At 42.7% G+C, this 15,590-nt stretch carries 16 protein-coding genes; 8 read left to right on the forward strand and 8 right to left on the reverse strand.

All coding sequences use genetic code 11. From position 1 onward, the window contains the following. Positions 1-26: 26 nt before the first annotated feature. Both CHH91_RS02720 and CHH91_RS21575 read left to right on the forward strand, forming a co-directional pair. On the forward strand, positions 27-1,091 hold the full coding sequence (locus CHH91_RS02720) for a response regulator aspartate phosphatase (RefSeq protein WP_095221736.1): 1,065 nt from the start codon (positions 27-29) through the stop codon (positions 1,089-1,091). A gap of 53 nt (positions 1,092-1,144) precedes the next feature. Continuing rightward, positions 1,145-2,023 (forward strand): GNAT family N-acetyltransferase, encoded by an 879-nt coding sequence (locus CHH91_RS21575; protein ID WP_095221738.1) that lies wholly within the window; start codon positions 1,145-1,147, stop codon positions 2,021-2,023. 15 nt (positions 2,024-2,038) lie between these two features. Here the strand turns inward: CHH91_RS21575 and CHH91_RS02730 are convergent, their stop codons facing one another. Next, positions 2,039-2,464, reverse strand: a complete 426-nt coding sequence (locus CHH91_RS02730; protein ID WP_095221740.1) for a MaoC family dehydratase — start codon at positions 2,462-2,464, stop codon at positions 2,039-2,041. A 653-nt stretch (positions 2,465-3,117) separates the two neighbouring features. Between CHH91_RS02730 and CHH91_RS02735 the strand changes: the two genes are divergently transcribed. After that, the gene (locus CHH91_RS02735) at positions 3,118-4,536 is read left to right on the forward strand and encodes an MFS transporter (RefSeq protein ID WP_095221742.1); all 1,419 of its coding nucleotides are present in this window, start codon (positions 3,118-3,120) and stop codon (positions 4,534-4,536) included. A 64-nt stretch (positions 4,537-4,600) separates the two neighbouring features. On the opposite strand, the gene CHH91_RS02740 is transcribed toward CHH91_RS02735, so the two are convergent. Beyond that, the gene (locus tag CHH91_RS02740; RefSeq protein WP_176465644.1) at positions 4,601-5,203 is read right to left on the reverse strand and encodes a TetR/AcrR family transcriptional regulator; all 603 of its coding nucleotides are present in this window, start codon (positions 5,201-5,203) and stop codon (positions 4,601-4,603) included. A gap of 146 nt (positions 5,204-5,349) precedes the next feature. On the opposite strand from CHH91_RS02740, the gene CHH91_RS02745 reads away from it, so the two are divergent. Beyond that, on the forward strand, positions 5,350-6,087 hold the full coding sequence (locus CHH91_RS02745; RefSeq protein WP_095221744.1) for an SDR family NAD(P)-dependent oxidoreductase: 738 nt from the start codon (positions 5,350-5,352) through the stop codon (positions 6,085-6,087). Positions 6,088-6,145: 58 nt separating this feature from the next. Here the strand turns inward: CHH91_RS02745 and CHH91_RS02750 are convergent, their stop codons facing one another. From CHH91_RS02750 to CHH91_RS02760, 3 genes are read right to left on the reverse strand one after another with little or no spacing between them, the layout of a single operon-like run. Beyond that, a complete protein-coding gene (locus tag CHH91_RS02750) occupies positions 6,146-6,628 on the reverse strand; it encodes a tetratricopeptide repeat protein (RefSeq protein WP_095221746.1) in 483 nt (160 codons plus the stop codon). Beyond that, positions 6,625-7,338, reverse strand: a complete 714-nt coding sequence (locus CHH91_RS02755) for a LytR/AlgR family response regulator transcription factor (protein ID WP_095221748.1) — start codon at positions 7,336-7,338, stop codon at positions 6,625-6,627. Before CHH91_RS02755 ends, CHH91_RS02750 begins: the two co-directional genes overlap by 4 nt. After that, on the reverse strand, positions 7,310-9,091 hold the full coding sequence (locus tag CHH91_RS02760; protein ID WP_095221750.1) for a sensor histidine kinase: 1,782 nt from the start codon (positions 9,089-9,091) through the stop codon (positions 7,310-7,312). Before CHH91_RS02760 ends, CHH91_RS02755 begins: the two co-directional genes overlap by 29 nt. Positions 9,092-9,225: 134 nt before the next feature. Here CHH91_RS02760 and CHH91_RS02765 point away from each other — a divergent pair, with 134 nt between their 5' ends. From CHH91_RS02765 to CHH91_RS02775, 3 genes are all read left to right on the forward strand, one after another. Beyond that, entirely contained in the window at positions 9,226-9,429 is a 204-nt protein-coding gene (locus CHH91_RS02765) for a hypothetical protein (protein WP_095221752.1), read from the forward strand. A 241-nt stretch (positions 9,430-9,670) separates the two neighbouring features. Next, the gene (locus CHH91_RS02770; RefSeq protein ID WP_286160675.1) at positions 9,671-11,380 is read left to right on the forward strand and encodes a glycoside hydrolase family 13 protein; all 1,710 of its coding nucleotides are present in this window, start codon (positions 9,671-9,673) and stop codon (positions 11,378-11,380) included. Between the two features lie 151 nt (positions 11,381-11,531). Beyond that, a complete protein-coding gene (locus tag CHH91_RS02775) occupies positions 11,532-12,275 on the forward strand; it encodes an SDR family NAD(P)-dependent oxidoreductase (protein ID WP_095221754.1) in 744 nt (247 codons plus the stop codon). A gap of 51 nt (positions 12,276-12,326) precedes the next feature. On the opposite strand, the gene CHH91_RS02780 is transcribed toward CHH91_RS02775, so the two are convergent. Continuing rightward, positions 12,327-13,088: an MBL fold metallo-hydrolase gene (locus CHH91_RS02780; RefSeq protein WP_095221756.1), complete on the reverse strand. Its 762-nt coding sequence runs from the start codon at positions 13,086-13,088 to the stop codon at positions 12,327-12,329. A gap of 129 nt (positions 13,089-13,217) precedes the next feature. Here CHH91_RS02780 and CHH91_RS02785 point away from each other — a divergent pair, with 129 nt between their 5' ends. Continuing rightward, positions 13,218-13,634 (forward strand): Lrp/AsnC family transcriptional regulator, encoded by a 417-nt coding sequence (locus CHH91_RS02785; protein WP_095221758.1) that lies wholly within the window; start codon positions 13,218-13,220, stop codon positions 13,632-13,634. A 36-nt stretch (positions 13,635-13,670) separates the two neighbouring features. On the opposite strand, the gene CHH91_RS02790 is transcribed toward CHH91_RS02785, so the two are convergent. Then, positions 13,671-15,017, reverse strand: a complete 1,347-nt coding sequence (locus CHH91_RS02790) for a gluconate:H+ symporter (protein WP_095221760.1) — start codon at positions 15,015-15,017, stop codon at positions 13,671-13,673. Between the two features lie 98 nt (positions 15,018-15,115). After that, the coding region (locus tag CHH91_RS02795) for a 4-hydroxythreonine-4-phosphate dehydrogenase PdxA (protein WP_176465645.1) at positions 15,116-15,590 on the reverse strand (475 nt) is incomplete at its 5' end.

Genomic DNA, 15,590 nt, shown 5'->3' on the forward strand with positions numbered 1-15,590 from the left:
GAAAGACAACTATAAAGGGGACGCATATGGATAGGAGTTTGCTCGTATTAGATCAAGATTTGACAGCGGCTTTAGAGGATTGGTATATGCATATCCGGCTTGGGAAAAGGCAAGAAGCCTCTGATATGTATCATGAATTGTCAAACCGGGCAGAGGAACTGAAACAGGAGGATACACTTTACATAGTCTTTTTACTGCTCTCCTGCAGGTTTCATGTGCTTGTATCGGATTTGAAGAAAAGTAAATATTATCACGAGGAAGCAGGCAAGTATAAGCATGCTTTCGTTCCTGTATTACATTATTATTATCATCTTGCTGAGGGTATGCGCTTAGGTGAGGAAAAGGAATATATGTGTGCACTGGCTTCCTTTGAACTGGCGGAGGAATATCTCCCCTCTATTGATGATGAAGTAGAGCAAGGTGACTTCCACTTCCGCAAAGCGATGACGTATTACTACTTGGACATTTCATCTCTTTCTGTCTTCCATACAGAATATGCAGTGAACGTATTTGAAAAACACCCCGATTACCGCTACCTGCTTGCTCGCAGTCTTTTAATGCGAGGACTGAACTTTATCGATCAAAAAGAATTCACGCAAGCAGAGAACGCTTTAAATGATGCCCTTTCTCATACAGATTTCAAAAATGAAGGTGCTTTGGCTGCATTAATTCAACATAATATCGGGAACTTATATGCTGCACAGCAAATGCCATTAGCAGCTATCCCATATTTAATGGCTGCCCGGAAGTATCGGACATATCCTGCTTATTTGAAGACCTTATACCTTTTGGCAGATTCTTATTGGAAAACTGGGCAGCAGGACAAGGCAATGGATGCATATCAGGAAGGATTCCAGCTTAGCATCGAGGAGAAAGATGATATATTCAAGTGGGAATTTGCTATGCTGCACAAGAAGTTTGTCGATCATGCAAATTTCGAAACAGTGTGGACAGAGGGAATTGACTTCTTTTTAGAGCAAGGCGATAAGTTCAATGTGCGAACTTATGCCAGTGAACTGGCAGCGTACTTTACGGAAACCGGACAAGACGATATGGCTATCTATTATTACAAATTAGCTTTGCAATCCTAGTCCACGGAGATTACAACAAGAAACGGCAGAAGTATCATTATAAGGAGGAGCATATGTCTCATCATTTAGTCTTACTAAAGCCGATTTCCGAGGAAGATGCCCAGGCATTGCTGCCGATCTGGTCAGACGCAGCAGTAACAAAATGGACACGTTATCCTGTTTTACAATCTTTATCAGAAGTGAAAAACCGTATCAAGCAGCTGGAACAGACGAAGCATACCAGCCGGTACACAATTCGTCAGCACGATGATCAGGCCGTCATTGGCACTTGTGGATTCAAACGTTTGAACTTCCTGCATGAAACAGGGGAGATCGAATTCGAGCTCGGCAGTACCTTTTGGCGCCAGGGCTTCATGACCGCAGCTCTCCAGGAACTTTTGCACATCGGCTTTGATAGATTGCAGCTGAATCGGCTCGAGGTCAAGGTCAATGCTGATAATATTCCGTCTCAGCGCTTGGTCAGACGTGCAGGCTTCCGCCAGGAAGGCATCATTCGTCAAGGAAGGAAATGGGATGGGAAGTTTCAGGATGTTCTTCTCTTCAGTCTGCTTCAATCTGAATTTCGATCCTCCGCCGCAGTTGAACCAATCGGACAGCTCGAGCTGCTGCGCTTGCTGAACCTGACAAAGAGCTCTTCGACATATATGAATGAAATTGTTAGTGAAGTGAATGATCATGTCGTACGCCTAGCCGTCATTGAAGGGGACTATCATTGGCATAAGCATGAGGATTGTGATGAAGCGTTCTTTGTACTCGAGGGAGAGTTATACATAGACCTCGATGAAAGGACAGTCAGCTTACAGCCAGGTGACCTATTCACAATTCCTGCTGGTGTTATGCATCGGACCCGTTCCAACCAGCGGACCGTGAATATCTGCTTCGAAAAAGCTGTAAATGAAATAACCGGAAGCAAAAAGGAGACATCTTTATAGATGCCTCCTTTTTGCTTAATTATCAATAAGTGCGCTAAGCTCTGCTTGGAATACTTTTACTTCATCTTGATTATATGTGCTTAACTGTACCGTCACAATACCATTGCCGCGACGTTTTGGGACAGTCTCGATCACTTCAACGACAACCCGAAGCTCATCATCTGGATAAACCGGCTTTATGAATTGAATATTGTTCATTCCGGTCCCCGCGACTACATGCTCCCCGTAAACACCAGTCTCAACCCACAGCTTGAAGGATGTACTCATTGTCTGCATTCCTGACGCAATCAGATTACCAAAGCGCCCTTGCTTGGCCTTCTCTTCATCTATATGCATATATTGGGGATCGTACACTTTTGCAAATGCAATAATGTCTTCTTTAGAAAGCTTGATGCTTTTCGTTTCATACCGCTGTCCTGCTTCAAATTCACTGAATTTCATTTCTGGCACCTCTGTTTCTGTCTGCTTTACTGCTTATAATTTCACTTATATTGTCTCTGCTCGAAGCAGCGACATGTATATGAATTCATGTCGGTATTATATAGAATAAATTCAGGGATGTACACCGTGTTATATATCAGATTCACCATGCAAATCGTACAAAGCAAAAATTTCATGTTTAGTTCGTGGTCAAACAGGGTAATTTATATGAGTTAAATAAGAGCGGTGTATAACAAGGATCATCCTTATGTTGGATGATAACTATGGCTGTGTATTCACTGAATAGATGGAAATATGTGTAGAGGAAAGGAGGAATTTACTCCCTTTACTTGCTGATTTATTATGGTTAATACAATTCAACTTACTGAATCCAAAACCTTTCAAGTACGCTTTGAAAGCTTTTTTGATTACATTTTTTAAATCAAATTTCAGTATGGTTAAGGAGCTTTTGCGCACAATATGTTACATGTAAGCAGAACGATGGATTAAACCTTAAATCAAGAAGTATGGGTGATAACAGTTAGATACATTTTCCTCATATGACAGCTTAGCTGGTTCTTTTCCGATGCCCTTAGCGAAACGCAGGATATTGAAGCCAGTTTAACTGAATTTGTTGTCCTTGTATAACCGTATACCATGGAGTTGACAAAAGAATGAAATTTAACAAGAAGAAAATCAACGTTGTAGATATTCAAACAGCGAAGAAAAGCGTATTTGCTACCGGAGTAGGAAATGCGATGGAATGGTTTGATTTTGGGTTATATTCCTATTTGGCTGTTATTATCAGTCAAAACTTTTTTAGTGCTGTACAAAATGATGAGTTAAAATTAGTGTTTACCTTTGCGACATTTGCAATTGCTTTCTTAATGCGCCCTTTAGGCGGTATTATATTCGGTAAAATCGGTGATAGATCCGGAAGAAAAGTCGTTTTAACAACCACAATCATTTTAATGGCCTTTTCTACATTACTCATCGGGTTATTGCCTACTTATGATCAAATTGGAATCTGGGCACCGATATTGTTATTAGTCGCCAGAATCATCCAAGGTTTCTCGACTGGTGGTGAATACGCTGGTGCAATGGTCTATATTGCCGAGTCTTCTCCTGATAATAAGCGTAATATCCTGGGAAGCGGATTGGAAATTGGTACACTGACAGGTTATATATTGGCTTCCCTTGTTGCCAGCATACTCTTTATCGCTTTATCGGATGAACAGATGGCCTCATGGGGATGGCGAATCCCGTTCTTGCTTGGATTACCGTTAGGACTTATCGGTTTGTACTTGAGAAAGAGCTTAGAGGAATCGCCGATTTATGAAAACGAACTTTCGAATAATGAAGGACAGGAACAAGAGGAAGAAAGCTTCCTGTCTATACTGAAAAACCACAAAAAAGATATTATTGTTTGTTTCGTAGCTGTTGCATTCTTCAATGTGACAAACTATATGCTGTTATCTTACATGCCTTCTTATTTAGATGAAATCATTGGCTTATCCAGTACAGTAGGTACCGTATTGATCACACTTGTCATGATCATCATGGTGCCACTGACATTACTGTTCGGCCGACTCAGTGATAAAATCGGAAACAAAACGGTATTCTTAATTGGTTTAGGCGGATTAACACTCCTTTCTGCGTTTGCTTTTTATTTAGTGAACTTGAATGGGCTGGTGTATGTTTCGCTAGGTATTCTCATTCTAGGTGTGCTGCTTGCAACGTATGAAGGGTCTATCCCCGGATCATTGCCAACGCTGTTTTATACAGATATACGATATCGGACATTATCTGTAACGTTTAATGTCTCGGTTTCCATTTTCGGTGGTACGACACCATTAGTTTCCACCTGGCTCGTCCATCAAACGGGGAATAATTTAGCGCCAGCCTGGTATTTAACGATCGTGAGTATCATTGGATTCCTAGTGATTCTATTCTTGTTCAAGAGTACTTCAGGGAAATCCTTAAAAGGATCTTACCCAACAGTTGCTACGAAGTCTGAGTTTAAAGAAGCTGTTGAGAATCCAGAGGATGCACTATGGTGGAAAGCTGAACAAGATGAAAATAAGCCTGTGTGATGCTCGTAAGTTACCATAAAATAAGCTCAACCTCTCTTATGAGGTTGAGCTTATTTTATTTTCACTAACGCCCAATGTATTTAAATGATTGAATATGTGTCTGTGATAACTCGATAACGTCCATGGTGAATTGTTCCTCGGGAGTTTGGAAATCCTCTGCAATCAAGTCACGGACTAACCCATAAAATCCAAAAGCCGTGTAAATCTTAAAGTAATCCATATTTACTTGCATATCATTGATTGTTTTGAATTCGAACTGCTTTTCATATATATTCTTAATCGCATTCGGAAAGCGGGTATGCATGCCTGGCAGAGTGTCTTCATATTTGATTAGCTCAAAAAAGTTTTTGTGTTCATAAATGTATGCAATAAGCGAGAAGGATGGGACATCTATCTCTTTTGTAGATGTTCTTCTTCCTGGTGTGTACATAATACCCGCAGCGTCCTCCAGCCCCGTGAACATTTTATCAAGCAAATCCTCAGCCAACTCGATTTTATCTTGGTAATGGAAATAGAATGTACTGCGGTTATATGCTGCTTCTTCGACAATATCCTTCACTGTGACAGCATGATATCCCTTTTTCTTAATCAGCTTGATTAATGCCTCACGAAAATGCATTTTTGTCCGATTACGCCGTTTGGATGTCGAATCTTGTTCCAGTTCCATAAAAAAATCCCCCCTTAGTCCGACAGTATTAGAATTTCTGTCTAATACATAAACATCTGCTTTTCAGCTACTGATTGAGTAATGTGTCCAAAGTATTACAATTAAATTGTAACCGATTTAATTCTATTATACTGGGGGAAACAAAAATGGGGAAATTACAAAATAAAGTTGCACTAATTACAGGGGGAGCATCAGGAATTGGCGCTGCTACAGCTCGGCTTTTCGCAGCAGAAGGCGCTAAGCTGGTACTAGTCGACTTGAACGAGGAAAAAGGAAAAATGGTGGAGGAAGAGCTTAAAGCAGCTGGTACAGAAGCAGTCTTCATCAAAACAAATATTACAAGTGAACAAGAAGTAGCTGATTTGTTCAAACAAGCAGTTTCTGTTTATGGCAAGATTGATATTGTATTCAACAATGCCGGAATCGGTCGTGTCCATCCTTCACATGAATTGGATTATGCAGAATGGCGCACTACAGTAAACGTGGACTTGGACGGTGTTTTCCTAGTAGCCCGCGAAGCACTTCGCGTAATGCTTCTTAACGGCGGCGGAAATATCGTGAACACTGCATCCATGTATGGCTGGGTTGGTTCACCTGGATCTGCAGCTTATAATGCGGCTAAAGGCGGCGTTGTGAACCTTACACGTTCTCTTGCACTTGAATATGCGGACAAAAACATCCGCGTAAACTCACTATGCCCAGGCTTCATCGACACACCAATCATCCCAGAAGATGACAAAGCGGCACTTTCCACGATGACACCAATGAAACGTCTTGGTAAAGCGGAAGAAATGGCGAAAGCTGTTTTATTCCTAGCTTCCGACGACTCTTCTTACATGACTGGTAACAGCTTGATTGTTGATGGCGGTTATACAGCTCAATAATATTTAAAGCCCCTCTCCCTGATCGTGAGTGGGGCTTTTCTTTTGCTTTAACTACTTCTCAACTCCATACGATATCAAGCTTATCCGCATAAAAAGCAATTGCCTTCCGATATTCCAAAATGTCACAATCCGAGGTGGTTTCCGCCAGCAATTGAAGGAGAATCTGCATTGCTTCACCATGATCTTTCTGATTATATTTCACCATGGCGTAGAAAACTGGAAAAGCATTATTTTTCGGGAAGAGGTTCATTGCTTCCTTCAAGATTTGTTCAGCTTTTTTATAATGTCCGAGTGTTCGGTATGTACTTCCTAACCCTAAATAAGCTCCTTCTTCATTCTCACTTGATAATCCAATTTCAATTGCTCTTTCATAATATGGTACAGCATTAGCTTCCTCTCCAAGCACATCAAAGCTCCAAGCACATTGGTACTGTATCTCCGCATCATCCGGATAAGCGGAAGCCAACTCAATCAACCTTTCATTGGCTTCTGTCAGCTTGCCTGCTTCTCTTAGACTAATCGCCTCAGTTAGCTCATTCATAGACCAAATCGCTCCTTGACTTCCCTCACATAGGTTCTGCTGACTGGCACTTTAGAGCCATCCTCCATCACAAGATTATAGGTGGAATTGAACCATGGCTCTAGTGCTGTTACATGTTCAAGCTGAACGATGTAACTGCGATGGACACGCATAAAACTTGAAGCTGTCAGCTTCTTTTCCACAGATGCAAGCGGCTCATTCAAATGGAAGAGCTTCTGAAGTGTCTTAATCTGTGTTTTGCCGCCTTGCGTAGTGATATATAGGATAGATTGGATGTCCAGCAGGGAAATCCGTTCATCCTCCATGACTGGCAGCTTTTTAATTGGCGTTTTAGGCTCTGGAACAGCCGGGATCATACGCTGAAGCTTGTGAATGCATTGATTGATCCGCTGTTCGTCGAACGGCTTGAGCAAGTAATCCGCTGCGTGCAGCTCAAATGCTTGTAAAGCATAGTCATCATACGCTGTAGCAAAGACGAAGGATGGTGATTTTGGCAGCTCTTGCAGTTTCTCAGCCAGCTGCAGACCAGTTCCCTCAGCAAGTTCTATATCCAAAAAGACAACATCTGGCGCTGTGTTACGAATGGCTTCATAGCTTTTGGTTAACGTAGATCCTTCCCCGACAACTTCGACTTCCCCACTGTTTTCCAAAAGAAAGACAAGCTCCTGCCGGGCGAGCGGTTCATCCTCGACGATAAAGGCTGTCATCATATGGTATCTCCCCTTTCTGATTATTTGGAAGCTGGATACGAATCGAGGTGCCTGCCTCCTGCTTACTCGTAATAAGCATAGTTGCCTCGTGATTATAAATACCTTCCAGCCGTTCACGTATATTAATCAGTGCTGTGCCTGTTCCTGTTACCGAATCGACAGTCTGCTGACCTGCTTGATTCAGCTTATCCTGTTCGATTCCGCGTCCATTATCCTTCACAGTAATGCTGACATAACCCTCTTTTCTTTTGATACTGATCAGGATTATTCCGTTTGCTTCTGTGTCACGAAACCCATGCTTCACACTGTTCTCCACCAATGGCTGTAGCAGGAAAGGCGGGACTAGTATCTGCTCCAAGCCCGGCTCCATCTCAAGCTGCAACATGAATTTTTCTGGAAATCTAGCTTGCTCAAGCGTTATATAAGCTCTAATATGTTCTATCTCTTTCTCAAGCGGAATCAGTATATGCCTTGCACCCTGCAGGTTGCTCCGAAAAAAGCGGCTCAGCTCCTGCAGCAGGCGACGTGCCTGATTCGGGTCCGTTCTGCAAAGAATGGATATCGTATTAATGCTGTTAAATAGAAAATGCGGATGTACTTGTGCTTGCAATGCTTTGATTTCAGCGTCCTTCAGCAGCTTGCTCTGCTGCTCTGCTTCAGCGAGCTCCAGCTGTGTGGAAAATAGATTAGCTAACCCTTCTGCCAGCTCCTGCTCCACCCGCGTCAAATCATTGGGATTCATGAAATACAGCTTTAACGTGCCGACTGTTTCCTCTCCGACTCGAAGCGGCAGAACGACCGCCGCACGAAGCGGGCAGTTCGGATGGGAGCATAAAATCTCTTCCTGCGATTTAGCTGTCAGTACACGGCCTTCCCGAAGCGAACGCTTTGTCAGCTCGGTAGCAAAACCATGGATTGGCAAGTGATGATCAGACCCGACGCCAACATGAGTTAGTACACCATGTTTATCTGTGATTGCGATCGCATCGGCCTCTGTCCATTCCAGCATGATTTCAGCAACTTTATTACACGAGTCTGTATTCAGCCCTTTCCGAAAATAAGGGAGCGTCCTGTCTGCAATAGCAAATGCTGCATTCGTCTGCAATGCTCGCGTACGCTCCTGCTCCCGCAGAATGATCTGGATGATCAGCATGAACAGCAGCATGCCGATTCCATTGATCACAATCATTGGCAAACCGATGATCTGTACAAGCTGCCATGCTGGTTCCATGTCGGATGCTAATAACAAAATCAGCGCCATCTGGATGATTTCCATTGAAACACCGATCAGGATAGCATATCCTGCTGTCAGCTGTTTTTTCTGTTTGCGCCGTCGTCCGAAGTAGCCCGCTGCTAAACCAGCTAACACAGTCGAGATTGCACAAGCCTCGGCTGTGAATCCGCCTAGAAATAATCGGTGCAAACCAGCTATCAAACCAACACCCAGTCCAACGAAAGGTCCTCCCAGCAAGCCGCCGATCGTCACCCCAAGTATCCGTGTATTTGCAATGGCACTATCCGCTTCAATGTCCAATAACCACGTGTTTGCCATACGGCTGTCACCATGTATTTCCACGCCCGTATAGTTACTCAACACTCCAAAGAAGCCGAAAATAAGCAATAGAAGGAGCTTCTCCTTCATTGATTGATTATGAAGAATAAGCCGTCGAAACGCTTTCAATTGGGAGAACAGGAAAACCGTTATCAAAATGATACCTACCCGCTCAATCATTAATGGAACCAAACTCAGCATGCTGTCTCCCCCCGCAATATGTCTTAGTTCCATTTTATCGGAAAGGCTTCCAGTTTAATAGATAACGCATCAAAATGATCCTGCTTTTCTGTTATAATAGTACGAGTTTAACACCGTTTAGGAGGCTTTTACTTATGTTGAAAAAGAACGCCCTTTATATACTCTTCCTTGGTATACTCTGTATCCTCGCAGGAATTGCTGTGATGATTTGGGCTAGTGATAAATTTTATTTAGGAATTGCTTTTATTGTCCTCGGATTAGTGTATGGACTGGCTGGATTATTGCTGTACCGCAGATTGAGAAAAATAGCAGCGAAAAAGGCTGCGTCTAAAGAGTAATCGAAACAAAATAGCCATTCATGTGAACACTTTCCTGCAATTTCTATCGATTATATATGGAGGAAAAGGCGAGGAAACTATCCATCAAAATAAAGCTGGAAATCTCCCCGTACGTTGCAGCAGGAATCGCTGCAACGGCTAGTTACTTCATCATCAAGAAAATTCGCAGCTAATACTCAACCGCCTTGCTTTCACTAAGCTTGGCGGTTTTCATTTATCTCTAGTAAGGGAATAGTCCTACATGAAAATTTGGAAGACAGGTGATCAGATGGAGAGAAAGTATTGGAAAGAAAGTGTTATCTATGAATTGTATACCCGCAGCTTTAAAGACAGCAATGGGGATGGAATTGGTGATTTTGGCGGTATATTAGAGAAGATAGACTACCTGGAATATCTCGGAGTGGATACAGTATGGCTTCCGCCAATCTATGTATCCGCGGATTTTGACCACGGCTATGATGTAAAGGATTTCAGAGCGATTCAGCCAGAGTACGGAACCATGGAACAATTCGAGATCTTACTGTCAGAGTTTCATCGTCGCGGCATTAAGCTTATGCTCGATATCGTCCCGAACCATACCTCTATTGAGCATGAATGGTTCCAGCAAGCGAAATCCTCTAAGGATAATCCATATCATGATTATTATATTTGGGAACAAGGAAACCCCGATGGCTCCCCACCCTCGAATTGGCGCTCCCATCTTGGACAACCTGTATGGACGTGGAACGAGGAAACAGAGGAATATTACTTGCATCTGTACAGTGCTAAACAGCCTGATTTGAATTGGGATAACCCGCAAGTTCGCCAAGAAATATATGACATAATGCGTTTCTGGCTGGAAAAAGGGATAGACGGCTTCCGCATTGATGCAGTGAATGTCATCTCAAAGGACCGTCGCTTCCCAGATACCGACCAGAATGCATTGCAGGCTAAAGGTGAGGATTACTTTAAAAACGGCCCACACATCCACGACTATCTTCATGAAATGAACAGAGAGCTGAAAAAGGATTTCGAATTTTTCACAGCAGGTGAAACATCCGCCGTACATGATCATGATGTACTTCGGTATACGAAGCCGGAACGGGAAGAACTGGATATGGTACTTTCCGCTGAAGCAACGGAGCTCGCTGATCAGGATGAAGATAAATATAAGAGTAAGAAATGGACAGTACACGATTTCCGAGAAGTACTTCGCAAATGGCAAAAGGACGTTGGCGATGGCGGTGGCTGGTTCGGCTTATACCTAAGCCACCACGATGCTCCGCGAATGGTTCCCACCTTTGCAGATGATGGAGAATATCGAATTCCATCGGCAAAGCTGTTAGCTACGATGCTGCATACTTTGCGCGGAACGCCGTTCATTTTTCAGGGAGAAGAGCTTGGTATGACCAACTATCCGCATTTCGATTCTATTGATACAATAGATGACCAAGAAGCACTCAGCTACTATGATTTGAAAGTGAACCAGGACGGTGAATCTGAAACGACCATTATGGATCGGATACAGAATAAGACCCGAGACCATGCCAGAACTCCAATGCAGTGGGACACCTCTGATCATGCAGGATTCACAACCGGCACACCATGGCTGCCAGTCAATCCAAATCATAAGGAAATCAATGTGCAATCCGGTGTTGAGAATCCTGATTCCGTTCTGCAATTTTATCGAAAGCTGATTCGGCTGCGTAAGGAAAATTCCATCATGGTTTATGGAGAGTTTGAGATTATCCTAAATGATCACGAGCAGATCTTTGGGTATATACGCAGGCTGGATGATGAAGAATGGGTTATCCTGCTAAACATGACGAGTGAAGAAGCACACTACGATATCCCCAGGGAGTGTGTGGATGATTGGGATAAAAAGCATTGTGTTATCAGTAATTATCCACATGTGGATAATAAGGATACATTAAGACCGTATGAGGCAATTGTGTATAAGTATGTTAAATAGTTGAGATATTAAAAAGAGTAGTGTTTACGAACACTACTCTTTTTAATATGAAGAAATTACTAATAATGTGTCAATTTCTTGACTTCTTTAGTTCATAAGTTCATCATAAAGTTGTAGGATAATTTACCTAAACAAACTGGGGGTAACGCATATGTCAACAATCGAAGGAAAAGTAGCAATCGTTACAGGAGCAGCATCTGGTATCGGCCTTGCAGCCGCAGAAGCTTATGTAAATAAAGGCGGTAAAGTAGTCATTGCGGACTATAACACTGAAGCAGGACAAAGAGAAACAGACAGACTGAAAGCAGCTGGCGGGGACGTTCTATTCATTGAGTTCAACGCTGCTGAAGAAGATTCTATTAAAAACTTGATCGATCAAACAGTAGCACACTACGGTCAAGTTGATATTCTTGTGAATAACGCTGGTATCGGCGGAATGGGCGCAACTCATGAGCTTTCTTATGAAGATTACCGCAAAGTAATTGCGATCAACCAAGATGGTATCTTCTTGGCTTCCAAGTATGCTATCCAGGAAATGCTGAAATCTGGCGGCGGTGTCATCATCAATACATCTTCTGTTCTAGGCTTCGTTGCACAGCCTGGCGCGTTTTCTTACAACGCCAGCAAAGGTGCTGTTAACACATTGACTAAATCTCTTGCTGTGGAATATGGCGATAAAGGCATTCGTGTTAACGCTGTAAACCCAGGATTCGTTGAATCAGGAATGGTGAACAAAGAAGCTCTTGGTGACTTCTATGATGGACTTGTAGCGAAGCACCCAATCGGCCGTCTTGGCAAAGCCGATGAGATTGCACACGCTATCGTATTCTTGACTGAAAACGATTTTGTAACTGGTGAAACACTTGTAGTAGACGGCGGTTACCTAGCTCAGTAATATACATGAAAGGAGAACAGCTAAGCTGTTCTCCTTTTTTAATCTATCACTTTAGAACGTATATGAGTCGCCATCATTCGGTACGAATACATTTGTCTCCATACCTTTTTCATGACAAAAGTTTATCAATTCTTCCCTAGACAATGTCCAATGATTGACCGCTTCCATATGCACTGCAATAATCTTTGCATTGCTGGCTGCTTTGTAAACTTCATGGACGTCTTCTTTCCCCATTACCAGAGATCCGCCCTCTAAGAATTGATTGTCCCCAGCGTTCACAACTATAACCTCTGGCTTATGGTTATCAATTGTATTTCCAACTTCCTCGTACCAGACTGTATCGCCTGCAACATATAAGGGTTGTTCACTTTCATACTTAAACACAACGCCGCAAACAAGCCCGGCCATCTTCAATACTTCTCCCCTGCCATGTTCACCTTTTGTTTTAACTAACTGGATACCTTCAAAGACAGTTTCATTCGTAAGCACTTCAACATTCTCGAAACCAGCTCTTTGGATCGCTTCTGCATCTTCTTCGTTTTGGGAGAATACCTTAATCTTTTTGGGTAACGCCTCTTTAGCTGCATCGTCCCAATGATCTAGATGAAGATGCGTCACAATAACTGCATCGATATCCTGTATGATACTATCGATAGAAAGCGGCAAGCTCACTAGGGGATTCTTTTGATCCTGCCTAAGTGAATTTGGAAAAGGCGGAAATGCACCTTTGTGTGCTAACATAGGATCTATTAGAAACTTTTTACCTGCATATTCAACTAAGATTGTTGCATTAGGGATTTGCGTTATTTTCATAAAAAGTCCTCTCCTCTTTTTGTACTTATCTTAGCTCTATAAATATTCTATATAATGACCTACCTGCGGATACATACTCTAAATAAAGTCTTTTTGCTGGATGACTTTATTTATGAAAGGAGTTAAACCATGTTAGACCACACAGATTTGCAAATCCTGGAGGAACTGTCCAAAAACAGTCGTATTACCATGAAAGAATTAGGAGAAAAAGTCCATTTGACCAGTCCCGCTGCTTCGGCCAGAGTAGCAAAATTGGAGGATAGCGGAATCATTGAGGCTTATACAATACGAATTAATGACGTTAGAATGGGATTTTACATACATGCTTTTATTACTATCTTCACACAGGATACAAATCACAGGCCTTTTCTTTCCTTTACAGATGCACAAAAGGACTTTGTTATTCAGAACTACAAAATCAGCGGGGATGGCTGCTACCTTCTGGAATGTAAATTTCAGTCTAATGAAACGATGAATACATTTTTGGAAGCATTGAATCAGTATGCTAACTATAAACTCTCTATTGTCATAAATAAGAACACATAAAAACGGGTACAGCATCTGCTGTACCCGTTTTTATGGTTAGATAAAGATATCCAAGATCATTGTGAACACAAGTCCGGATACTGCAACTACTGTAGAAAGAACAGTATACGTACCGAAAGCTTCTTTCAATGTCATTCCGAGTGACTCTTTTACCATCCAGAATCCCGCGTCGTTGACGTGAGATGCAATCGCACTTCCGGCACCAGTTGCAAGTGCTACCAGCTCCAGGTTCACATCTGGCATTGTACCTAGTGACGGAATAACCAAACCAGCCGTTGTCAGTGTAGCAACAGTTCCAGATCCAAGACAGATACGAAGGATTGCAGCAACCATCCAAGCAAAGAATACTGGAGACATGGATGTATCTGCAAAGATGGATGCTACATAGTCACCAACACCGCCATCGATAAGAACCTGCTTCAAGGCTCCGCCACCACCGATGATCAATAGCAGCATACCAAGTGCATTAATAGCCGATCCACAAGAATCCATCAGTTTTTTGATTGGGATATTTCTTCTTATCCCCATTGTGTATATCGCAACTAATAGAGAAATTACCATCGCTGTGGAGGAGTTACCCACAAAGCGGATGATTTCTATCAACATATTGTCATCGAATTTAAGTTCTGCTTGCAGGATATCCACAGCTGCACCGATTGCCATGAGGATAACTGGGAATAGTGCCGTGAAAACACTGATACCGAAACCTGGCATTTCTTCTTCTTTGAATGTTTTCGCAACACCAAACGATTCACTGCCCTCACGTGTCCAAGCAGTTGGTACAATTTTTTTAGCAAGCTTCGGATACAGGATACCCGCAAGGATAACCGTAGGAATCGCAACGATAATACCATAAATAAGCATAAGACCAATATTTGCACCATATTCAGCTGCTACTGCAGTCGGGCCAGGATGCGGCGGCAGGAATGCGTGTGTTGCTAGTGCAGCTGTTACCATCGGCAAACCAAGATGTACGATCGATACTTTCAATTCTTTTGCAATCGAGAAGATGATCGGAATAAGCAAAACGATTGTTACTTCAAGGAACAATGCGATACCAACGATGAAGGACGCAAATAGAACAGCCCACTGAATACGTTTTTCGCCGAATTTATCAATAAGCGTAGTCGCAATTCGGTTGGCACCGCCAGCGTCTGCAATCAGACGGCCAAGCATAGCACCCATACCGAATATCAGCGCTATATGACCAAGTGTGCCGCCTAAACCGCTTTCAATTGAGCCAACTACTTCTGACATCGGCATTCCTAGCAGCAATGCGACGATAAAGGAAACAATGATCAAGGAAACGAATGTGTTCAGTTTAAGTCCCATAATCATGATAAGCAATAATAGTACACCTAAAGCTATGATCAGTAATGGCATGATGATTTCCCCCAAATCTCTTTGTAAGTGTTTACATTGTTGTCCGTCAGAAAGGAAGGACTTCTACATCCTTCCAATCTTCCGGTATGTTGTTTTGCTTAAAGCGTCGTACGAGTAAAGTTTGGTGCATATTGCGCTGCAACTTTGATACATTCTTCCATGCTGATACTTTCCGCAATGTTCTTGCCGGCAATATCGAATGCTGTACCGTGGTCGACGGATGTACGCAAGAACGGCAGGCCATTCGTGATGGAAACAGTACGGTGGAAGTCTGTCATCTTCGCGGCGATATGACCTTGGTCATGGTACAGGGAAAGAACTGCATCGTACTTGCCGTTTAGTGCTTGGAAAAAGACAGAGTCAGCAGGAACAGGTCCGACTGCATCGATACCATCGTTAACAGCAAGCTCGATACCTGGTTTGATTTGTTCTACTTCCTCCCAGCCGAACAAGCCGCCTTCACCGCTATGCGGGTTCAAGCCTGCCACTGCAAAGCGGCGATTTTCCACACCTAGACGCTGAAGTGCTTTGTCACAGCGAATCAAGTAATCTTGTACTCTTTCTTTTGTCATC

Origin of the sequence: Virgibacillus sp. 7505 (assembly GCF_002272135.1) — a bacterium.
GTDB lineage: Bacteria > Bacillota > Bacilli > Bacillales > Amphibacillaceae > Terribacillus.